The following is an 18,716-nucleotide window of genomic DNA, read 5'->3' as shown; positions in this document are numbered from 1 at the left end:
GATCCTTTTCAAAATCGCTGAAATAAATAAAATAAAAATCAATATACATTTATTTCAGTTGCAATATCACACCTTCCCGTTCATTTTTACCCTTCGGTTAATTTGAAAATGGACATTCTGATGCAATTACGTAACTCTTCCCGGCGCTATGGAATAATATCCATATTTTTGCACTGGATATTTGCTATTGCCGTCTATGCTATGTTCGGACTGGGTCTCTGGATGGTAACACTCAGCTATTATGATGGCTGGTATCATCAGGCACCGGAGTTACATAAAAGCATTGGCGTCCTGTTGATGCTGGGACTGGTTATTCGCGTGATTTGGCGACATATTTCTCCACCGCCCAGCGCACCGAAGACCCACAGTAAATTGACTCGCATTAGTGCCGTTGCCGCGCACATTGCGCTCTATATACTGCTCTTTGCCATCCTCATTAGCGGCTATCTCATCTCGACGGCAGACGGCAAACCTATTAGCGTCTTTGGTATTTTTGACGTCCCGGCAACGTTTAGCGATGCGGGCTCTCAGGCTGACACTGCTGGGGTCGTTCACCTCTGGCTGGCATGGAGCGTCGTGATCCTGTCTGTACTGCACGGGCTTGCCGCCCTCAAACACCACTTTATTGATAAAGACGATACGCTAAAGCGCATGCTTGGCCGCTCGTCAGTTGACTCTGGAGTATAAAATGAAAAAACACCTGCTGGGTATCGCACTGGGTTCTCTGTTATTCACCACCGGTTCCGCCGTGGCGGCTGATTATAAAATTGATAAAGAGGGCCAACATGCTTTCGTCAATTTCCGTATTCAGCACCTTGGATATAGCTGGCTGTACGGTACCTTTAAGGATTTTGACGGCACATTCAGCTTCGACGAGAAAAATCCTGCGACCGATAAAGTCAATGTGACCATTAATACCAACAGCGTCGACACGAACCATGCTGAACGAGATAAACACTTGCGCAGTGCAGAGTTCCTGAATGTCACTAAATACCCACAAGCCACCTTCACCTCTACGGAGGTGAAAAAAGCGGGTGATAAGCTGGATATTACCGGAAACCTGACGCTTAACGGCGTAACAAAACCCGTCACCCTGGATGCGAAATTAATCGGTCAGGGAGATGATCCCTGGGGCGGTAAACGTGCAGGTTTTGAAGCAACAGGTAAAATTCATCTGAAAGATTTCAATATCACAACAGATTTAGGCCCGGCATCTCAGGATGTCGAGCTGGTTATTTCTGTGGAAGGGGTTCAACAGAAATAATAAATTCGCCCGGCAGGTTTTCACCTTGCCGGGCGTTACCATTATTCCGGGTCGGGGATACCCAGTTTGGTATTCAGGCGGCCGCGAGATTTATTGAAAATCTTATTGCCATTTTCCCGTCCAGCCCGACGGCGACGCTGCTCTTCTTCTGGCAGAATGCTCTCTTCACTGCACAGTTCGCTACAGCAACCGTTAAACTTCTCAGCACAGGCCGGACACTGGATGAACAGCAGATGACAGCCGTCATTTTTGCAGTTGGTATGGGTATCGCACGGTGCGCCACACTGATGGCACTGAGCAATCACGTCCTCAGAAATACGCTCACCCATTCGCTCGTCAAAGACAAAGTTTTTACCGATAAAGCGCACCGGCAAACCCTGCTCACGGGCACGGCGGGCGTACTCGATAATCCCCCCTTCAATATGCCAGACCTTATTAAACCCGTTGTGTTTCATCCACGCGCTGGCCTTCTCGCAGCGGATACCGCCGGTGCAGTACATAACGATCTTTTTATCTTTATGTTCCTGCATCATCTCAACCGCTTTGGGCAGTTGCTCGCGGAAAGTATCCGCCGGGATTTCCATCGCATTTTCGAAATGCCCCACTTCATACTCATAGTGGTTACGCATATCAATGAACACGGCATCCGGATCGTCCAGCATCGCATTCACTTCTGCGGCCTTCAGGTAATCACCGACATCTGCCGGGTTAAATTCAGGATCGTCAATGCCATCCGCCACGATGCGTTCACGCACTTTCATACGCAGCACCCAAAACGATTTTCCGTCATCATCCAGAGCAATATTCAGGCGTAAGCCATCAAGTGCCGGATCGAAGCGGTAAAGGAAATCACGGAAAGCATTCACTTTACTTTCCGGTACGCTAATCTGCGCGTTGATCCCTTCGTGAGCGAGATAGACACGTCCGAATACATTCAGCGTGGTGAATGCCTGGTAAAGTTCATCGCGAGTCGCTTGCGGATCGTTGATCGTGAAATATTTGTAGAATGAGATGGTTGTGCGCGGTTCGGTTTCAGCCAACATACGCGCTTTTAACATCTCATTCGAAACGCGGTTGTGTAACACTGGCATGGTGTACAAGTCCTGGGATCGTTAGAGAGAATGAAAAATCGGTCGGCATGATATAGCAAACAAAGTTAATTTACATCCACACAATTTACGCTACATTTCACTCGCCCTGGTTAATCAGGCTTAACAATTGCTGTATTCGTGCACGTTTCGAACGCAGATATTTTGGCTATGTCTCAAAAAATGAGACAATAGCGAAACAGGACGTTAGAACACAGGAAAGACATGACCCAGTTACCCAAATTTACCGTCGCCCTTTTGCATCCCCGCTATTGGTTGACCTGGCTTGGCATTGGCTTTTTATGGCTTCTGGTGCAACTTCCCTACCCTGTTATTTTCTGGTTGGGTAAATCTCTGGGCCATCTCGCGCAAAAGTTGATGAAGCGTCGTGCCACAATTGCGTACCGCAACCTTGAATTGTGCTTTCCGCAGATGAGCGAGTCAGAACGACATGACATGGTCTCGAAAAATTTCGAATCTGTCGGTATGGGGCTTATGGAAACCGGTATGGCGTGGTTTTGGCCGGACAAACGTATGGCGCGCTGGAGCGAAGTGACAGGAACCGGCATGGAGCCAGTGCATACGCTGCAGGCGAATCAGACAGGTGTCCTGCTGATTGGCGTGCATTTTCTGACGCTGGAAATCGGGGCGCGAATGTTTGGCATGCAGGCACCGGGTATTGGCGTTTATCGCCCCAACGATAACCCGGTCATCGATTTAATCCAGACCAACGGCCGTATGCGTTCCAACAAAAGCATGATCGACCGTAAAGATCTGAAGGGCATGATACGCGCGCTTAAATCCGGTGAAGTGGTCTGGTACGCCCCTGACCACGACTATGGTCCGCAATCCAGCGTATTTGTCCCCTTCTTTGCTGTTGAAGAAGCCGCCACAACAACCGGCACCTGGATGCTGGCGCGGATGTCCAAAGCCGCCATCGTGCCCTTTGTTCCCCGTCGTAAACCGGATGGGTCTGGTTACGAGCTGATTATGCTGGAACCTGAACTCGCGCCGCCGCTGGATGATGCAGAGACCACCGCTCGCTGGATGAACGGCGTTGTGGAGAAGTGCATCATGCTAGCGCCGGAACAGTATATGTGGTTGCACCGTCGCTTTAAAACGCGGCCACAGGGCACGCCTTCCCGCTATTAACTCGCATGCGGTCTTCAGGGCCGCATGCTGTTTTAGCATTTAAAGCTCCTCCTCATTGCAGCAATCATAACCCAGGCGCATAATTAGCAGGCTTATTACTTCATGCCTCAGGTGTTCTGCACCTCATTATGCGGATTGTTATGTCACCCTCAGATGCCCCCATAAACTGGAAACGTAACCTCACAGTTGCATGGTTTGGTTGTTTTCTTACCGGTGCGGCGTTTAGCCTGGTCATGCCTTTCCTGCCTCTCTACGTCGAGCAACTGGGCGTAACGGGCCATAGCGCGCTCAATATGTGGTCTGGCCTGGTGTTCAGCGTCACGTTTCTCTTTTCCGCGATTGCCTCACCCTTCTGGGGCGGCCTTGCCGACCGTAAGGGGCGGCCTTGCCGACCGTAAGGGGCGTAAAATTATGCTGCTACGTTCGGCGCTGGGGATGGCCATCATCATGGCATTGATGGGTATTGCGCAAAACGTCTGGCAGTTCCTGATTTTACGCGCATTACTGGGCTTGCTCGGTGGATTTATTCCCAATGCGAATGCCCTGATAGCCACCCAAATTCCGCGTCACAAGAGCGGCTGGGCACTGGGAACGCTTTCAACGGGTGGCGTGAGTGGTGCCTTGCTGGGGCCACTGGCCGGCGGATTGCTGGCGGATAATTACGGCTTGCGGCCCGTCTTTTTCATCACCGCCAGCGTGCTTTTCCTGTGCTTTGTCGTCACGTTGATCTGTATTCGGGAAAACTTCACGCCTGTCGCCAAAAAAGAGATGCTTCACGCTAGGGATGTTCTTACCTCACTGAAAAACCCCAGACTGGTGCTGAGCCTGTTCGTGACGACCCTGATTATTCAGGTAGCTACCGGTTCGATTGCCCCCATTCTGACGCTGTACGTTCGCGACCTGGCCGGTAACGTCAACAATATTGCGTTCATCAGCGGGCTGATTGCTTCCGTTCCCGGCGTGGCGGCGCTCCTTAGCGCCCCGAGACTAGGCAAACTGGGGGACCGGGTGGGTCCGGAAAAGATCCTGATCTGCGCGCTGGTGATTTCCGTTCTGCTGCTTATCCCTATGTCGATGGTGCAATCCCCGTGGCAACTGGGCGTTCTGCGCTTTTTGCTGGGCGCTGCCGACGGGGCGTTACTCCCCGCCGTTCAGACCCTGCTGGTCTACAACTCCACGAACCAGATAGCCGGGCGTATCTTTAGCTATAACCAGTCATTTCGTGACATCGGTAACGTGACCGGGCCGCTTATCGGGGCAGGCATTTCTGCAAGCTTCGGTTTTCGCGCCGTCTTTATCGTGACGGCGGGCGTGGTGCTGTTCAATGCAATTTACTCGTGGTTCAGTTTATCCCGTGCGTTACGACCGGTGGCTGAATAACACGAACGCCTGACAGCTTATTTTCGCATTCATACTTGCAGGATCTTATATTCAGCTATTATTTCCCTGAAACCTTCTGGAAAACAGGGAGACACCAATGACCATGTACGCCACGCTGGAAGAAGCTATTGATGCCGCTCGTGAAGAGTTCCTCGCCGATAACCCCGGCGTTGAAGAAGAAGATGCTGACGTGCAACAACTTAATATCCAAAAATACGTTCTGCAGGATGGGGATATTATGTGGCAGGCCGAATTCTTTGCCGATGAAGGGGAAGAAGGAGAATGTTTGCCGATATTAAGTGGTGAAGGTGCGCAGGCCGTTTTTGACGGCGACTATGATGAAATCGAACTGCGGCAGGAATGGCTGGAGGAGAACACCCTGCACGAGTGGGATGAGGGCGAGTTTCAGCTCGAGCCACCGCTGGATACGGAAGAGGGTCAAACCGCAGCTGATGAGTGGGACGAGCGTTAATTTACGCTATTCGTAAGGGCCGTGGCTGGCATCGATCGGCAGCAGCAGCGTGTCGAAAATCAGCGAAAACGGTAAATCAAGCACGGTAAGATAGCGCCACGCGGAATCACGAACATCCCATTTCACACCCGGGTAGTACTGATTACCGTGGCCCTGCCCTGGAATGGTGCGACTGATGATGCTGCCGCAGCCGCTAAGCAGGCATGCCATCATGACGACGATGATAATTTTCATCTCAAACCTCTAAAAAAATACCGGCGATTAAGCCGGTATTTTATTTGGCGGGTGGCGCTTCGCTTACCCACTCTACTTAACAACTTACTTCGCCTTCAACGCCAGCGGGTTCAGTTTCAGTTCTTTATAGTAATTTACCCACGAAGAGTATCTCTCCGGAGCGGACCACACGCGGTAGTGAAGACGCGCCATCGTGACCGGGTCGCTCAACAGGACCAGACGGCGGTCGCGATTGAGTTTTTCCGGGGTCTCGTTCAGCGCCTGCTCAACGTGGCGATCGCGGGCAATCTCCAGTACCTGGCTGGCACGGTGGCGTGCTGTCGCCATCGCCGTTGCCAGCGCGTTGAACGACGGGTTAAACACGGCGTGCATAAAACCATCATCCAGCGTGCGATTGCGGTTCTGCTCCAGATATTTGTCGGTATCGACCAGTACCTGCGGCGGGGAATACTCTTCCGGGATCAGGAACAGCTTCCAGCGTTTGGTTCGCAGGCCAACCGTTGAGCGGCTGGAGATGACCGATACAAACGGGGACAGAATCAAGGAGAATACAATCGGCGCCAGCCAGAACAGGAAGCGCAGATCCAGCCACGCCATCCCCGCCGCCCACACCAGGCCCAGCAGAAGTTGCGAGCCATGACGCATAAAGGCTTCACTCCACGGCGTCGAGTCGTCATCACGCTGCGGTGAATTCCAGACCACTTCCCAGCCCAGGAACGCACTGACCACAAACACGGTATGGAACAGCATACGCACCGGCGCCAGCAGCACGGAGAACAGCACTTCCAGCAGGAGTGAAAGGGTCACGCGGCAGAAACCGCCGTACTCTTTCGAGCCTTTGCACCAGATCAGGATGATACTGAGCAGTTTAGGCAGGAACAGCAGCACCATGGTGGAAGCAAACAGCGCAATCGCCAGCTCCGGACGCCACTGCGGCCACACCGGGAACAGCTGGCGCGGTTGCAGGAAGTATTGCGGCTCAGTCAGGGCATGCACCACCTGCAGCGCAGTGGAGAGCGCAAGGAACATAAACCACAGCGGTGCGGAGAGATAAGACATCACGCCCGTCAGGAACACCGCACGGTGAACCGGGTGCATCCCTTTTACCAGGAACAGACGGAAGTTCATCAGGTTACCATGACACCAGCGGCGGTCACGTTTAAGCTCATCCAGCAGGTTCGGCGGCAGCTCTTCGTATGATCCCGGCAGGTCGTAGGCAATCCAGACGCCCCAGCCAGCACGACGCATCAGCGCCGCTTCTACGAAGTCATGCGACAGAATAGAGCCGGCAAACGAACCTTCACCCGGCAACGGTGCCAGCGCACAGTGTTCAATGAACGGCTTCACGCGGATAATGGCGTTGTGGCCCCAGTAGTGCGATTCGCCCAACTGCCAGAAATGCAGACCCGCAGTAAACAGCGGCCCGTAAACACGGGTGGCGAACTGCTGACAGCGCGCATAGAGCGTGTCCATACCGGATGCTTTCGGCGATGACTGAATAATACCGGCGTTCGGGTTGGCTTCCATCAGACGCACCAGACCGCTCAGGCAGTCACCGCTCATGACGGAGTCAGCATCCAGCACCACCATATAGCTGTATTGGTTACCCCAGCGACGGCAGAAGTCATCAATGTTGCCGCTTTTACGCTTCACACGACGGCGGCGGCGGCGGTAGAAGATCTGGCCTTCGCCCTGCACTTCCGCAATCAGTTCCATCCAGGCTTTTTGCTCTGCAACGCAGATATCCGGGTTGTAGCTGTCGCTCAGGATGTAAACGTCGAAATGCTCCGCGTTTCCGGTCGCCTTAACGGACTCCCAGGTCGCACGCAGCCCCGCAAATACGCGGTCAACGTCTTCGTTACAGATAGGCATAATCAGCGCAGTACGGTGCTCAGGATTAAGGGGTTCATCCCCGACCGTTGACGCGGAAATACTGTATTTGTCACGCCCCATCAGCAGCTGCAGGAAGCCCATCAGTGCGGTCCAGAAACCGGCCGATACCCAGCAGAACAGGACAGCGAACAGCAGGAGGATGCCGCTCTGAAGGATATAAGGCAGCAACTGCATAAAGGAGACCCAGAGATCCTGGCCCATCATGTCAGTCGGGTTGATGAACGCCCAGCCCTGGTAAGGCAGAATGGTTTTCATATACCAGGTCGCGACAACCGTCTGTGCCAGCGTCAGAAGCAGCAGGATGTAACGACGGATTGTCCCCACGGTACGCCATTTCTGTTCAGAGGCCTGCTCTTCTTTCGTCAGGCGAGACAGATAGCGCGGCGTTACATCACGTCCGCGCAGACGATCCCAGAAGCGGCCAACGGGGTTGGTACGCCACGGATCGGGGAACATCGAGGAACGCGTAGCCTTCGGCATTGCCTGAAGCTGATCGCGTCCTTCGTCGTCTTTAATCAACTGCCCTTCTGCCAGCGAGTCCGGCCATGCCTGCTCCAGACGAGCCTTAACTGACCCCAGCGGCGTATCATCATCCCGGGAAAACTGATGATGTTCACCATCCAACGCGGTATGAACCGCGCGGATGTCGCTCTTAGGCAGTGCCGCTTTTTCGATATCCGTCAGCGGCATGGCATCAATATATTCAGATGTATTATTCATTGGCAGGTAGCTGGTAGCTCCAGGTTTCACTCAGCGGCTGATCGTCACTGACCAGCGCAGCACGCATTTCAGTGGTCTGCTTCGGATCTTTCACTTTCACACGCAGAGTCAGACGCCAGCCCTTCGTTATCGGGTTGTAACGCACGGTATTCTCAACGATTTCACCGTTATCCCCAATGCTGGCCTGAGCAGCAACGGCGGTATCCGGTGACAGTTTCTTCATATCCTGGCCTGTGAAGTCCACAACAAAGGCCACAGTGCCGTCAGGCTGACGGATAAGATTAGACTGTTTCACATCCCCCGTTGAGCGGCGAGTCTGCACAACATACGCGCTATCCGGCGCATGCAGCTTATCTTCGTCGCGGCTGAAGGTAATGGTGTACTTGAAGTTCATCTCTTTACCGGCTTCCGGCAGCTGATCCGGTGTCCAGTAAGCCACGATGTTATCGTTAGTTTCATCGTTGGTTGGAATTTCAACCAGCTCAACCTTCCCTTTACCCCAGTCACCTTTCGGCGTGACCCAGGCACTTGGACGCAGGTCATAACGATCGTCCAGATCTTCAAAGCGGGAGAACTGACGACCACGTTGCAGGAGACCAAAACCTTGCGGGTTTTCCATCGCAAAACTACTTACGGCCAGATGTTTCGGGTTATTCAGCGGACGCCAGATCCACTCACCGTTACCGGCATGAATAGACAGGCCATTGGAATCGTGCAGTTCCGGGCGGAAGTTCGTTGCTGGTGACGGCTGGTTTGGCCCAAACAGGAACATACTGGTCAGCGGTGCAACACCCAGTTTGCCCACTTTGTCACGCAGGTAAACTTTAGACTGCACGTCAACCACCGTGTCACGACCTGGCATAATCACAAAGCGATAAGCACCGGTTGCACGTGGGGAATCCAGCAGCGCGTAAATGGTCAGACGTTTGTCCGTTGGTTTTGGACGTTCAATCCAGAACTCGCGAAAACGTGGAAACTCTTCACCTGATGGCAGCGCGGTATCAATAGCCAGACCGCGCGCAGAAAGCCCGTATACCTGCCCCGCGCCGATCACGCGGAAGTAGCTGGCACCAAGCATGCTGACGATTTCATCGTTTTTATCTTTGCTGTTGATCGGGTAAAGCACCTTGAAGCCTGCGAAGCCCAGGTCTTTCACCGTATCTTTGTCGTGTTGCACATCGCCGAAATTAAAATAATCCGGGCTGTACTTGATCTTACGTACAGCCGTTGCCGTCACTTCATTGATGGCAACAGGCGTGTCGAAGTACATACCCTGATGATAAAACTCAAGCTTGAACGGGGTCTTAATAGTGTTCCAGTACGCTTTGTCGTGATTGAACTGGATCTGCTGATAGTCCGCATACTTCATGTCGCGGAAAACGGAGGGCAAGTTACTTTTCGGCGCTTCGTAGCTCTTGCCTGCCATCGATTTTGCCTGTTTTGCGACATCATCGATGTTAAAGGCCAGTGCCGATGAGGTATACAGTGATAACACGACTGCAGCACCTAACCAACGCATTTTCATCATCTGTGGTTTATGTTTCATAATAAGTAAGCACTTCCCCCTTTGTGTGCTTATATCGATCCGATCCATTTTAATGGAAACTCAGGCAATCCGACAACATTATCACTGCTTTGTTCAGCTGCTGGCTCATGGATTAAGCAAATGAAAGAACCCGCGATTCACTTTACGTGCTTATCCTGGAGACAGGGTGTCGGTCTTGGTGTAGGGTTGGCTTCGAATGTAACCATTATGAGTCTTAGGGATAAGACGAAAAGTCTGAGAATGCACAAAGTTATATGAGCTCAACACCAACAGAACGTGAATATTTCCTCGACTCGATCCGGGCATGGCTGATGCTATTGGGGATCCCCTTTCACATCTCACTGATTTACTCCAGCCACACCTGGCATGTTAATAGCCAGATGCCCTCCTGGTGGCTGACGTTGTTTAATGACTTTATTCACGCCTTCCGTATGCAGGTGTTTTTTGTCATATCCGGCTATTTCTCTTACATGCTGTTTCTGCGTTACCCGCTCAAACGCTGGTGGAAAGTGCGCGTGGAACGCGTAGGTATCCCGATGTTGACCGCCATTCCGCTGTTGACGCTGCCGCAGTTCATTATGTTGCAATACGTCAAAGGCAAGGCGGAGAACTGGCCGAATCTTTCATTGTATGAAAAGTACAACACGCTGGTCTGGGAGCTGGTGTCCCACCTTTGGTTCCTGCTGGTGCTGGTAGTGCTTACGACGGTCAGTGTGTTGATTTTTAGCCGCCTGCGCCACCATTTGAGTTATAAAGCCGATACCTTTTTCGCCAATATTACGATGGGCAAACTGACGGTGTTCTTTTTGCTGTTAGGGGTCGCCTATGCCGCCCTGAGACGTACCCTGTTTATCGTCTATCCGCCGATTTTAAGCGATGGGTTATTTAATTTCGTGGTGATGCAGTCGCTGTTCTACATTCCGTTCTTTTTAATCGGCGCGCTGGCATTTATTCATCCAAAACTTAAATCTCTGTTTACCACTCCATCGCCATGGTGCGCGCTGGGGGCTACACTCGCGTTTGCGGCTTATCTGCTGAATCAGCGCTACGGTAGCGGCGACGCCTGGATGTATGAAACGGAAAGTGTGATCACCATGCTGCTGGGCTTGTGGATGGTCAATGTGGTATTCGCGCTCGGCCACCGCCTGCTGAACTTTAAGTCCACTCGCGTGACTTACTTCGTTAATGCATCGCTGTTTATTTATCTTGTGCATCATCCCCTGACGCTGTTTTTCGGGGCTTACATCACGCCGCATATTACATCCAACACGCTGGGTTTCTTTACCGGACTGGTGTTTGTCGTCGGTGTTGCCATCGTACTCTATGAGATCCATTTGCGGATCCCACTTCTGCGTTTTCTCTTTTCAGGAAAACCACCCGCGAAAGCGTCATAAACAACGGCGGCGCACTCAGTGCGCCTCCGTTGTTTCAGGCTTCTGATTCCTGCCCACGCTGGGTCAGAAGCCGTTGATAAAGATGGGTGGTTTCTTCGTCAAAACAGACAAAGATAACCTTTTCAGGCATCGGTTTGAGCGACAGATAACGGTAAACCGTTTCTACGGCGATAGTCGCTGCAGCCGCTTTCGGATAGCCATATACGCCGGTACTGATGGCCGGGAATGCCATCGTTTTATAGCCATTATCGGCAGCCAGTCGCAAACAGTTTCGGTATGCCTCCTCCAGAAGACTCGCTTCATGCTGGTCACCACCGTGCCAGACGGGACCTACAGCATGAATAACCGCTTTGGCAGAAAGATTGCCTGCAAGCGTAATCACCGCATGACCAGGAGGGCATTCTCCCTGCTGTTGACGCACGACTTTGCAGGCCTCCAGCAACTGCGGTCCCGCAGCCCGGTGGATAGCACCGTCCACACCACCGCCCCCCATCAAAGATGGATTGGCCGCATTGACGATAACGTCGACGTGCATGGTCGTAATATCGCCATGAATGATTTCAATTTGCGGTTTCATAAAGCCCCTCTGCAACCCGCCTTTTTCTTAAGTGTATCGCAGAGGAGCCAGGGAGAAAAAACTATCAGACAACATCCTCTTCCGCCGCGGAGCGGAAGAGTGAATTAGCGATACTGGATCTGGACAATCGCGAGCGTTTTTTCAGGATTAAGGTATTTCATGCTGAGAGTGGCGAGGCTGGAATCGGTCTCCGTGCCATTAAGCGCCTCTTCATAACTGACCATTCGCGTTTGCATACGGTTATTATCCGGGCATGACATGGCAAACTGTCGCTGTTGCGGCGTGACTTCACAGGGGTCTGCAACAATGGCACCACGAAAATGAATTACCCCACCATTTGCAAGGGTGGCTGAATAAGCGGGGAGAATGAAAGCAGAAGCCATCAAACCCAAGCCTGTAGCAAGCTGAGCTAAATATTTGGTCATTATATGCACTCCTCAATGAGAATCGTCCTTGAGGGGTAAACGCGCTTCATTAAGGCAAACGAAGGCTCGCGTTACGGAACATCACTACTCAGTTCCTGATATCAGCATAGCTCAACGCCGTAGGCCCGCCACATTCATAACACATTGATTTAATGAATGATTATAAACTCTTTTCCGCCGGCGACCATTGTTGTGATAAATGAAGCGACTTTCCATCAGTAATGGTGACAACGATTTTTACCGTATCCCCCGCGTCAATATTTAAACTCAAACGCATTAAATCAATCGTCTGATTAGCGGGTATAAAAAGTGTATTTTGCTGTCGCGAAGAGCTTTGCCCGCCCTGCCCTTCTCGCTCAGAGACTATCTGAACCTGGCAATTGCACGGCTCCGTCAGAGTGACCTGTGGAATAATAGTGGTCATATTTTCCTGCTGTGACGTTTTAAACGTGATTTGGCTGGAAAGTGCGGCGAGGAGAATTAAGGTATTCATGATGAACTCCCGAAAAAAAACAGGGCGGATGCCCTGTTTTTTTGTAGCACAGATTTCAGTATCAGTACTGATGAGCTGTCGCGTGGTTACCAAAACCAATCTGGGTAACGTTGACAGTTGAGTTAGAAGCAGTCTGGTCGACCAATGCACCGTTAAGGCCACCGTACTGGCTAACATTCATAGTAGAATTTTTGCTGTTCCACTGATCAAGTGTTGCACTGTTGCCGAAACCGTTCTGGGTCAGGTTAATTTTACTGTCATCAGACCCCTGACCAACATCAGCACCGTTACCGCCACCGGTCTGGCTAATATTCAGAACTGAATTTCTGGCATCTGTCTGCAAAGCTACAGCAGAGTTACCGCCACCGTTCTGGTAAATATTCAGGGTAGAATTTGGGCCACCGTATCCGCCATGGCCATGACCATGACCCCATCCGCCCTGATCAATCAGACCAGCCATTGCACTACCAGAAACTACGATTGCTGCGAGTGCTGCCACTTTGAAAAATTTCATGGTAAACCCCCATCGGATTGATTAAAGTTGTCGCGAAATAGTTAGCGCTGGATGACGCGAATTGCCATTTGCGACTGTTTCTGCACTACAACTGCGGTTTTCTGTGTACCGTACTGCGTAATGTTTGCTCTATTACCCGACCCTTTCTGGATAATTTTCGCACTATTACCATATCCATCTTGCGTAATACCTGCATCGTTCCCGTTGCCGCTTTGATCGATCCAGGCCATATTGTAACTCCCTGATTGATCAACTTTCGCTCTGTTACCTGCCCCATCCTGGGAAACTATGGATAATAGTTTTGAACCGTCCTGGTGAACCTGAGCGTCATTTAGAATGCCCCGTTGACCAATAATGGCTGCCTGATTTAAAGACGAAAGACTTAATTCGTTAACCGCGAAATTATATTCAGTATTCGCCATATCTGAATTAGCCGCGGTTACAAATCCAGGCGCACCCAGCAATGTAAACATCATAAATAACGATATGTTTTTCATGTTGTCACCCTGGACCTGGCTATTTAAGTACTCCATAACCGTGTAACAATGATATTGTTAAAACGACTCGTGATGTGTTAACGCGTCGTTACGGTGAAGAGTATGTCCGCTGAAACATTTTAAATATCTCACCCACGCGGCTTATTTTTATTTGTCGGGTCACCACAAAGTCGTAATTTAAGGAAAAAATTGCTTTAAACAGGACAGCTTATTTTTTTATTAAACATTTCTTCTCGCCAGCTTGTACAACATCGCGAGGGCTGTCCACGCTTCATCCCGCCTTGTTTAAACGGAACGGCAGGATGCCATTTTTCTCATCACGTGACACGAGGCGTGTTTTCTTAAGACAGAAACATCGTCATTCCATGACTTAGAAAAAATCGGCATCTCATACCTTTCAACAATCATTAAAAAATAACAAATAAACAATAAAATCAATTAATTATAAATATTTGTATGATTTTTAAAATCTGTGCACACATATTTGCATGTACAACTTTATTATCAAAATGCGGCATTCAATACCGACAAACATCACAAATTAATATTGATTTTTACATTTAGTTACATGATTAACACTTGCTTTAAACTTCGTAAAAGCTAGATTGAAATTAGATGTACGAAATTGGTTTTATATTTACCTCCCTGTGGAGGTTATGGTCTGATTCTACACACAGCAGTGCAACATCTGTCAGTACTTCTGGTGTCCTCTTTTTACAGGAGGACAGCTGCCAGGTGCCAAAAAAAAGTGGGGTTTCATCATGTATAATGAAGTCCATAGTTTACATGGTCATACATTACTGTTGATCACAAAACCTTCTTTGCAAGCGACAGCTTTATTACAACATTTAAAGCAATCTTTATCACTGAGCGGGAAATTGCATAATATTCAACGTTCTTTCGATGATATTGCACCTGGCAGCATTATTCTTCTCGATATGATGGAAGCTGATAAAAAGCTTATCCATTACTGGCAGGATATTTTAAGCAGGAAAAACAATAATATCCGCGTGCTATTGTTGAATACGCCTGATGAGTATCCTTTCAGAGATATTGAAAGCTGGCCGCATATCAATGGCGTGTTCTACGTCACGGAAGAAGAGGACCGGGTGGTAGAGGGGCTGCAAGGTATATTGCGCGGAGAGTGTTATTTTTCGCAAAAACTTGCCAGCTACCTCATCACACACTCCGGAAATTATCGCTATAACAGTTCAGAGTCAGCACTGCTAACGCACCGTGAGAAAGAGATCCTGAACAAGTTACGCATTGGTGCTTCAAATATTGAAATCGCCCGTTCGTTATTTATCAGCGAAAATACGGTAAAGACGCACCTTTATAATCTTTTCAAGAAGATAGCTGTGAAAAACCGAACTCAGGCGGTTTCGTGGGCAAACGATAACCTCAGGCGTTAATCACATGAAGCGCACGTTGAGTTGGATCGCCGCAGCGAGTTTCCTGCTCGCTGCCGGGAATCTGAAGGCCGTCGAGGTCGAAGTTCCCGGATTGTTAACAGACCACACCGTCTCATCGATCGGGCACAGTTTTTACCGTGCCTTCAGTGATAAATGGGACAGCACATACACTGGAAATATAACAATCAACGAGCGGCCCAGTGCACGATGGGGAAGTTGGATAACAATAACGGCTAATCAGTACGTTATTTATCAAACGTTTTTATTCCCCACAAAAATGGACTTCGACAAAAACGTATCCTTAGCACTGGCACAATCAGAAGACGCTATTAATCGCCTGCAAATAGATAAAGCCCTATTAAGCACCAGCGATTTAGCAAAAGACGAGTTCTAGCGAACCGATATGCGGAGGCTGTCATGCGTATTGCATATGCAGTTGTTTCGATAATGCTGATCACCCCCATAAGTTGGGCCGGGAACATGACGTTCCAGTTCCGTAACCCTAACTTTGGCGGTAACCCTAACAACGGTGCGTTCCTGCTGAATGAAGCTCAGGCGCAAAACTCTTATAAGGACCCGAGTTATAAGGATTTTAGCGTTGATACCCCGTCTGCTCTGGACAACTTCACACAGGCTATTCAGTCGCAGATTTTAGGTGGGTTACTGACCAACATTAATACCGGTAAACCCGGTCGAATGGTCACCAACGACTTTATTGTCGACATCGCCAACACGGACGGACAGCTCCAGTTGAATGTTACCGATCGTAAATCAGGAAAAACCTCAACGATCCAGGTTTCCGGTCTACAAAGTAATTCAACTGACTTTTAAACAACAGCAAAATAAGGACAATGATCATGCAGCGCTTCCTGATATTTGTTGCAGTGTGCTTATTGAGCGGTTGTTTAACTGCTCCACCTAAAGAAGCTGCAAAACCTACTTTAATGCCTCGGGCCCAAAGTTATCGTGATTTAACACATTTACCGTCACCAACCGGTAAGATATTTGTCTCTGTTTACAACATTCAGGATGAAACCGGGCAATTTAAACCTTACCCGGCAAGTAACTTCTCCACGGCGGTGCCGCAAAGCGCCACTGCCATGCTGGTTACCGCACTCAAGGATTCACACTGGTTTATTCCTCTGGAACGCCAGGGGCTACAGAACCTGTTGAATGAACGAAAAATTATTCGTGCAGCACAGGAAAATGGCACCGTCGCGGACAATAACCGGACGCCTCTGCAATCTCTGGCAGCCGCGAATGTCATGATTGAAGGTTCGATTATCGGTTACGAAAGTAACGTTAAATCGGGTGGTGTAGGAGCACGTTACTTCGGTATCGGCGCTGATACCCAGTATCAGCTCGACCAAATCGCCGTTAACCTGCGTGTGGTTAACGTCAGTACGGGCGAAGTGCTCTCTTCGGTGAACACCAGCAAAACCATTCTGTCTTATGAAGTACAGGCGGGGGTATTCCGCTTCATCGACTACCAGCGTTTGCTGGAGGGTGAAATTGGTTACACCTCTAACGAACCGGTCATGATGTGCCTGATGTCTGCCATTGAAACCGGCGTTATCTTCTTAATTAACGATGGTATCGATCGCGGGTTGTGGGATTTGCAAAACAAAGCAGACGTGCAGAACCCGATACTGGTGAAATACCGCGATATGTCAGTTCCTCCGGAATCCTGACAGGAAGCGCATAAAAAAGGCGAGATGATTATCTCGCCTTTTTTTATTCACTCACCGCAGTGATGCTTTGCGCTTTTTCCCGCCGCGCCGCCAGCCAAAGACCGCTGTTCTTCATGGCGTAGCCAAACAGCAACCCCAGCGCCAGCGAGGGGACAACCAGTTTCCAGTCACCCTGCCCTGCAAAGGTCGCACACGCCCCCATAAAAGTTCCCGGCACGAACGAAAGCAACAGATGTTTTGCCTGGATGCACATCAAAAAAGCAACCACGCCCGTCATGACATACCCCAGCATCTCCAGATGCGGGGCCAGCGCGCTGCCTTTCATAATCACCAGCGCCCAGATAACACCGCTCATCAGGGTGCAGCCTGAAATAAAGAGACCTTTAACACCCCCCTGCGGGCAGGCGAAATAGGCCGTGCAGCCAAGAAACCCAGCCCAGCTGAGCAGCCCGAGAGACACAGCTACCCATCCCCAAAGCCCGGAGAGAATACCAGTGGTTAATGCGATACAAAGTAATATGTTCATGGTGCGCATCTTAGCAGAAGCGCACCATAGAAATGAGATCGCTAGCACATTACGTGCAAGTTGAAATGTATAGTTGCAGAGTTAATGTGATCTAAATCACTCTTCGTGTTCTTCTTCCAGCTCATCCCACATTGCCGCGATGGCGTCTCGAGTCAGCGGAGCCAGCGTTCTCCAGAATGGCGAAGTCGCATGTGCTTCGACTTTGCCAAGAAACGTTCCGACCCATGGCAACAGATACGTTTCGAACAAGGTTTCGATAGCTTCATTCTCATCATCACCTGCGTTGTCTTCGATCCAGGATGCAGCCAACAGCAGCGTACCAATATGGTCGGCTGGTGTATCGCTCAACGGCATACCGCGAGTGGAGAGAAAAGCACGGACTTCCGCTTCTGTCGCCCCTTCCTGCCAGGCAGAACGGTATGGCGAAACGCGGCATTCATCACCCACGAACAGCGCATTGTAGTCGGTCGCTACCTGCTGCATATCGCAGCTTTTTTGCAGACGCTCCAGTAACTCATCCTGTTCCAGCGGCCAGTTCTGCGCCAGTTTACCTTCACGAATTAACGTAAAGAGCGGAACCAACAGAGGGTCTTGCGGCTGGCGATAATAGAGCGTACCCAGCACGCGACAAAGGATGGAGAACTCGTTCATTTTTATTATTCCATTACACAATTAAAGATCGGCAAATTCGTCAATCGGTTCCATGCCGCGCGACTCGAGGAAATCGAGCAGGCGGCGTGGGGTCACGTTCAGGATTTGCGCTTCCGGGAAGTTAACGTCATTAAGCACCTTCAGGCACTCACTAAAATCACCCAGCGTAAACGCGGTATGGGAGTCAGAGCCCAGCGCCACCATACCTCCGGCATCTCGCACGGCAGCGGCCACTTCACGGCAGTTTGCTTCACTGCCCTTACGCGAGTGAACAAAGGAGGAGTTGTTAATCTCCAGCGCCACGCGGTGTTTCGCTGCCGCCTGGGCGACAGCCTGAATATCAATCGGATATTTTGGATTACCCGGGTGGCTTATAATATGCACATTGCCGCTGGCAATAGTGGCAATCATCGCCGCGGTGTTGGTCTCTTTATCCTGGGGAGGGAAAACCGGCTCGTGGAAACCGGCCAGGATCAGATCCAGGGAAGTGAGCATCGGACCGGTGCAGTCAATTTCACCGTCGGTATTTTTAATGTTCGCCTCGATACCACGCAGTATCCCAATGCCGTCAACCAGACGTGGCCAAATCCGCATATTCACAAAATGCCAGTAGTGCGGCGCATCCGCCATGTCCGGGCCATGATCGGTTATCGCGAACAGCTTGATGCCTTTAAGCTTGGCCTGGGCGATATAATCGTGGAGATTGCTATACGCGTGGGTGCTGGCGACGGTGTGCATATGCAGGTCAACGGGATACATCTCTCTCTCCTCTGCGGTTTTTCCAAAG

21 protein-coding genes and 1 pseudogene are annotated in these 18,716 nt (G+C 50.4%); 10 read left to right on the top strand and 12 right to left on the bottom strand.

Annotated elements, in window-relative coordinates; translation table 11 throughout:
• The first annotated feature begins 120 nt into the window (after positions 1–120).
• Together ACJ9Y9_RS08760 and ACJ9Y9_RS08755 are read left to right on the top strand one after the other, a co-directional pair.
• Positions 121–687, top strand: a complete 567-nt coding sequence (locus tag ACJ9Y9_RS08760) for a cytochrome b (protein WP_028019077.1) — start codon at positions 121–123, stop codon at positions 685–687.
• Between the two features lies 1 nt (position 688).
• On the top strand, positions 689–1,264 hold the full coding sequence (locus ACJ9Y9_RS08755; RefSeq protein WP_028019078.1) for a YceI family protein: 576 nt from the start codon (positions 689–691) through the stop codon (positions 1,262–1,264).
• Between the two features lie 41 nt (positions 1,265–1,305).
• Here ACJ9Y9_RS08755 and ACJ9Y9_RS08750 read toward each other — a convergent pair whose 3' ends face one another.
• A complete protein-coding gene (locus tag ACJ9Y9_RS08750; RefSeq protein WP_028019079.1) occupies positions 1,306–2,355 on the bottom strand; it encodes a rhodanese-related sulfurtransferase in 1,050 nt (349 codons plus the stop codon).
• A 222-nt stretch (positions 2,356–2,577) separates the two neighbouring features.
• Here ACJ9Y9_RS08750 and ACJ9Y9_RS08745 point away from each other — a divergent pair, with 222 nt between their 5' ends.
• The 3 genes and pseudogenes from ACJ9Y9_RS08745 (at position 2,578) to ACJ9Y9_RS08735 (ending at position 5,356) form a co-directional block, all read left to right on the top strand.
• A complete protein-coding gene (locus ACJ9Y9_RS08745) occupies positions 2,578–3,504 on the top strand; it encodes a Kdo(2)-lipid IV(A) acyltransferase (protein ID WP_028019080.1) in 927 nt (308 codons plus the stop codon).
• Between the two features lie 140 nt (positions 3,505–3,644).
• Positions 3,645–4,884 (top strand): annotated as a pseudogene (mdtG, locus tag ACJ9Y9_RS08740) (multidrug efflux MFS transporter MdtG).
• Between the two features lie 97 nt (positions 4,885–4,981).
• Positions 4,982–5,356 carry a MysB family protein gene (locus tag ACJ9Y9_RS08735; RefSeq protein ID WP_023311118.1) on the top strand — a complete coding sequence of 125 codons (375 nt, stop codon included), beginning with the start codon at positions 4,982–4,984 and terminating at the stop codon, positions 5,354–5,356.
• 6 nt (positions 5,357–5,362) lie between these two features.
• On the opposite strand, the gene ACJ9Y9_RS08730 is transcribed toward ACJ9Y9_RS08735, so the two are convergent.
• The 3 genes from ACJ9Y9_RS08730 to mdoG form a co-directional block, all read right to left on the bottom strand.
• Positions 5,363–5,590 (bottom strand): YceK/YidQ family lipoprotein, encoded by a 228-nt coding sequence (locus tag ACJ9Y9_RS08730; RefSeq protein WP_013097162.1) that lies wholly within the window; start codon positions 5,588–5,590, stop codon positions 5,363–5,365.
• Positions 5,591–5,674: 84 nt separating this feature from the next.
• Positions 5,675–8,203, bottom strand: coding sequence for a glucans biosynthesis glucosyltransferase MdoH (gene mdoH, locus ACJ9Y9_RS08725; protein WP_028019082.1), 2,529 nt, complete (start codon positions 8,201–8,203; stop codon positions 5,675–5,677).
• Positions 8,196–9,749: a glucans biosynthesis protein MdoG gene (gene mdoG / locus ACJ9Y9_RS08720; protein WP_028019083.1), complete on the bottom strand. Its 1,554-nt coding sequence runs from the start codon at positions 9,747–9,749 to the stop codon at positions 8,196–8,198. The genes mdoH and mdoG overlap by 8 nt, the downstream gene beginning before the upstream one ends.
• 254 nt (positions 9,750–10,003) lie before the next feature.
• On the opposite strand from mdoG, the gene mdoC reads away from it, so the two are divergent.
• Complete coding sequence (gene mdoC / locus ACJ9Y9_RS08715; RefSeq protein ID WP_028019084.1) at positions 10,004–11,143, top strand: glucans biosynthesis protein MdoC; 1,140 nt, start codon at positions 10,004–10,006, stop codon at positions 11,141–11,143.
• Positions 11,144–11,177: 34 nt separating this feature from the next.
• Here the strand turns inward: mdoC and ymdB are convergent, their stop codons facing one another.
• The 5 genes from ymdB to csgB form a co-directional block, all read right to left on the bottom strand.
• Positions 11,178–11,720: an O-acetyl-ADP-ribose deacetylase gene (ymdB, locus tag ACJ9Y9_RS08710; RefSeq protein WP_028019085.1), complete on the bottom strand. Its 543-nt coding sequence runs from the start codon at positions 11,718–11,720 to the stop codon at positions 11,178–11,180.
• Between the two features lie 104 nt (positions 11,721–11,824).
• Positions 11,825–12,145 carry a type 1 fimbrial protein gene (locus ACJ9Y9_RS08705; protein ID WP_028019086.1) on the bottom strand — a complete coding sequence of 107 codons (321 nt, stop codon included), beginning with the start codon at positions 12,143–12,145 and terminating at the stop codon, positions 11,825–11,827.
• A gap of 160 nt (positions 12,146–12,305) precedes the next feature.
• A complete protein-coding gene (gene csgC, locus ACJ9Y9_RS08700) occupies positions 12,306–12,638 on the bottom strand; it encodes a curli assembly chaperone CsgC (RefSeq protein ID WP_032666989.1) in 333 nt (110 codons plus the stop codon).
• A 61-nt stretch (positions 12,639–12,699) separates the two neighbouring features.
• On the bottom strand, positions 12,700–13,152 hold the full coding sequence (gene csgA / locus ACJ9Y9_RS08695; RefSeq protein ID WP_407226085.1) for a curli major subunit CsgA: 453 nt from the start codon (positions 13,150–13,152) through the stop codon (positions 12,700–12,702).
• A gap of 41 nt (positions 13,153–13,193) precedes the next feature.
• Positions 13,194–13,649, bottom strand: a complete 456-nt coding sequence (gene csgB / locus ACJ9Y9_RS08690) for a curli minor subunit CsgB (protein ID WP_028019089.1) — start codon at positions 13,647–13,649, stop codon at positions 13,194–13,196.
• Between the two features lie 761 nt (positions 13,650–14,410).
• On the opposite strand from csgB, the gene csgD reads away from it, so the two are divergent.
• From csgD to csgG, 4 genes are read left to right on the top strand one after another with little or no spacing between them, the layout of a single operon-like run.
• Positions 14,411–15,061, top strand: a complete 651-nt coding sequence (gene csgD, locus ACJ9Y9_RS08685; RefSeq protein WP_028019090.1) for a biofilm master transcriptional regulator CsgD — start codon at positions 14,411–14,413, stop codon at positions 15,059–15,061.
• Between the two features lie 4 nt (positions 15,062–15,065).
• The gene (gene csgE / locus ACJ9Y9_RS08680) at positions 15,066–15,455 is read left to right on the top strand and encodes a curli production assembly/transport protein CsgE (protein ID WP_028019091.1); all 390 of its coding nucleotides are present in this window, start codon (positions 15,066–15,068) and stop codon (positions 15,453–15,455) included.
• Between the two features lie 23 nt (positions 15,456–15,478).
• Positions 15,479–15,892, top strand: coding sequence for a curli production assembly/transport protein CsgF (gene csgF / locus ACJ9Y9_RS08675; protein ID WP_028019092.1), 414 nt, complete (start codon positions 15,479–15,481; stop codon positions 15,890–15,892).
• A gap of 26 nt (positions 15,893–15,918) precedes the next feature.
• Entirely contained in the window at positions 15,919–16,752 is an 834-nt protein-coding gene (gene csgG / locus ACJ9Y9_RS08670; protein ID WP_028019093.1) for a curli production assembly/transport protein CsgG, read from the top strand.
• Between the two features lie 43 nt (positions 16,753–16,795).
• On the opposite strand, the gene ACJ9Y9_RS08665 is transcribed toward csgG, so the two are convergent.
• The 3 genes from ACJ9Y9_RS08665 to ACJ9Y9_RS08655 form a co-directional block, all read right to left on the bottom strand.
• On the bottom strand, positions 16,796–17,278 hold the full coding sequence (locus ACJ9Y9_RS08665; protein ID WP_075204560.1) for a DUF1097 domain-containing protein: 483 nt from the start codon (positions 17,276–17,278) through the stop codon (positions 16,796–16,798).
• Positions 17,279–17,374: 96 nt separating this feature from the next.
• Complete coding sequence (locus ACJ9Y9_RS08660) at positions 17,375–17,929, bottom strand: molecular chaperone (RefSeq protein ID WP_028019095.1); 555 nt, start codon at positions 17,927–17,929, stop codon at positions 17,375–17,377.
• Between the two features lie 21 nt (positions 17,930–17,950).
• Positions 17,951–18,688, bottom strand: a complete 738-nt coding sequence (locus tag ACJ9Y9_RS08655; protein ID WP_028019096.1) for a phosphatase — start codon at positions 18,686–18,688, stop codon at positions 17,951–17,953.
• Positions 18,689–18,716 lie beyond the last annotated feature (28 nt).

The organism is Enterobacter sp. CPE_E1241, from assembly GCF_045618265.1.
Classification (GTDB): Bacteria; Pseudomonadota; Gammaproteobacteria; order Enterobacterales; family Enterobacteriaceae; genus Enterobacter; species Enterobacter adelaidei.
This window is presented reverse-complemented; position numbering and strand designations above follow the sequence as displayed.

Excerpts from the sequence above, each read along its gene's own strand:
- ACJ9Y9_RS08760 (WP_028019077.1), top strand. The coding sequence starts at position 121 with ATGCAATTACGTAACTCTTCCCGGCGCTATGGAATAATATCCATATTT.
- ACJ9Y9_RS08755 (WP_028019078.1), top strand. The coding sequence starts at position 689 with ATGAAAAAACACCTGCTGGGTATCGCACTGGGTTCTCTGTTATTCACC.
- ACJ9Y9_RS08750 (WP_028019079.1), bottom strand. The coding sequence starts at position 2,355 with ATGCCAGTGTTACACAACCGCGTTTCGAATGAGATGTTAAAAGCGCGT.
- ACJ9Y9_RS08745 (WP_028019080.1), top strand. The coding sequence starts at position 2,578 with ATGACCCAGTTACCCAAATTTACCGTCGCCCTTTTGCATCCCCGCTAT.
- ACJ9Y9_RS08735 (WP_023311118.1), top strand. The coding sequence starts at position 4,982 with ATGACCATGTACGCCACGCTGGAAGAAGCTATTGATGCCGCTCGTGAA.
- ACJ9Y9_RS08730 (WP_013097162.1), bottom strand. The coding sequence starts at position 5,590 with ATGAAAATTATCATCGTCGTCATGATGGCATGCCTGCTTAGCGGCTGC.
- mdoH (WP_028019082.1), bottom strand. The coding sequence starts at position 8,203 with ATGAATAATACATCTGAATATATTGATGCCATGCCGCTGACGGATATC.
- mdoG (WP_028019083.1), bottom strand. The coding sequence starts at position 9,749 with ATGAAACATAAACCACAGATGATGAAAATGCGTTGGTTAGGTGCTGCA.
- mdoC (WP_028019084.1), top strand. The coding sequence starts at position 10,004 with ATGAGCTCAACACCAACAGAACGTGAATATTTCCTCGACTCGATCCGG.
- ymdB (WP_028019085.1), bottom strand. The coding sequence starts at position 11,720 with ATGAAACCGCAAATTGAAATCATTCATGGCGATATTACGACCATGCAC.
- ACJ9Y9_RS08705 (WP_028019086.1), bottom strand. The coding sequence starts at position 12,145 with ATGACCAAATATTTAGCTCAGCTTGCTACAGGCTTGGGTTTGATGGCT.
- csgC (WP_032666989.1), bottom strand. The coding sequence starts at position 12,638 with ATGAATACCTTAATTCTCCTCGCCGCACTTTCCAGCCAAATCACGTTT.
- csgA (WP_407226085.1), bottom strand. The coding sequence starts at position 13,152 with ATGAAATTTTTCAAAGTGGCAGCACTCGCAGCAATCGTAGTTTCTGGT.
- csgB (WP_028019089.1), bottom strand. The coding sequence starts at position 13,649 with ATGAAAAACATATCGTTATTTATGATGTTTACATTGCTGGGTGCGCCT.
- csgD (WP_028019090.1), top strand. The coding sequence starts at position 14,411 with ATGTATAATGAAGTCCATAGTTTACATGGTCATACATTACTGTTGATC.
- csgE (WP_028019091.1), top strand. The coding sequence starts at position 15,066 with ATGAAGCGCACGTTGAGTTGGATCGCCGCAGCGAGTTTCCTGCTCGCT.
- csgF (WP_028019092.1), top strand. The coding sequence starts at position 15,479 with ATGCGTATTGCATATGCAGTTGTTTCGATAATGCTGATCACCCCCATA.
- csgG (WP_028019093.1), top strand. The coding sequence starts at position 15,919 with ATGCAGCGCTTCCTGATATTTGTTGCAGTGTGCTTATTGAGCGGTTGT.
- ACJ9Y9_RS08665 (WP_075204560.1), bottom strand. The coding sequence starts at position 17,278 with ATGAACATATTACTTTGTATCGCATTAACCACTGGTATTCTCTCCGGG.
- ACJ9Y9_RS08660 (WP_028019095.1), bottom strand. The coding sequence starts at position 17,929 with ATGAACGAGTTCTCCATCCTTTGTCGCGTGCTGGGTACGCTCTATTAT.
- ACJ9Y9_RS08655 (WP_028019096.1), bottom strand. The coding sequence starts at position 18,688 with ATGTATCCCGTTGACCTGCATATGCACACCGTCGCCAGCACCCACGCG.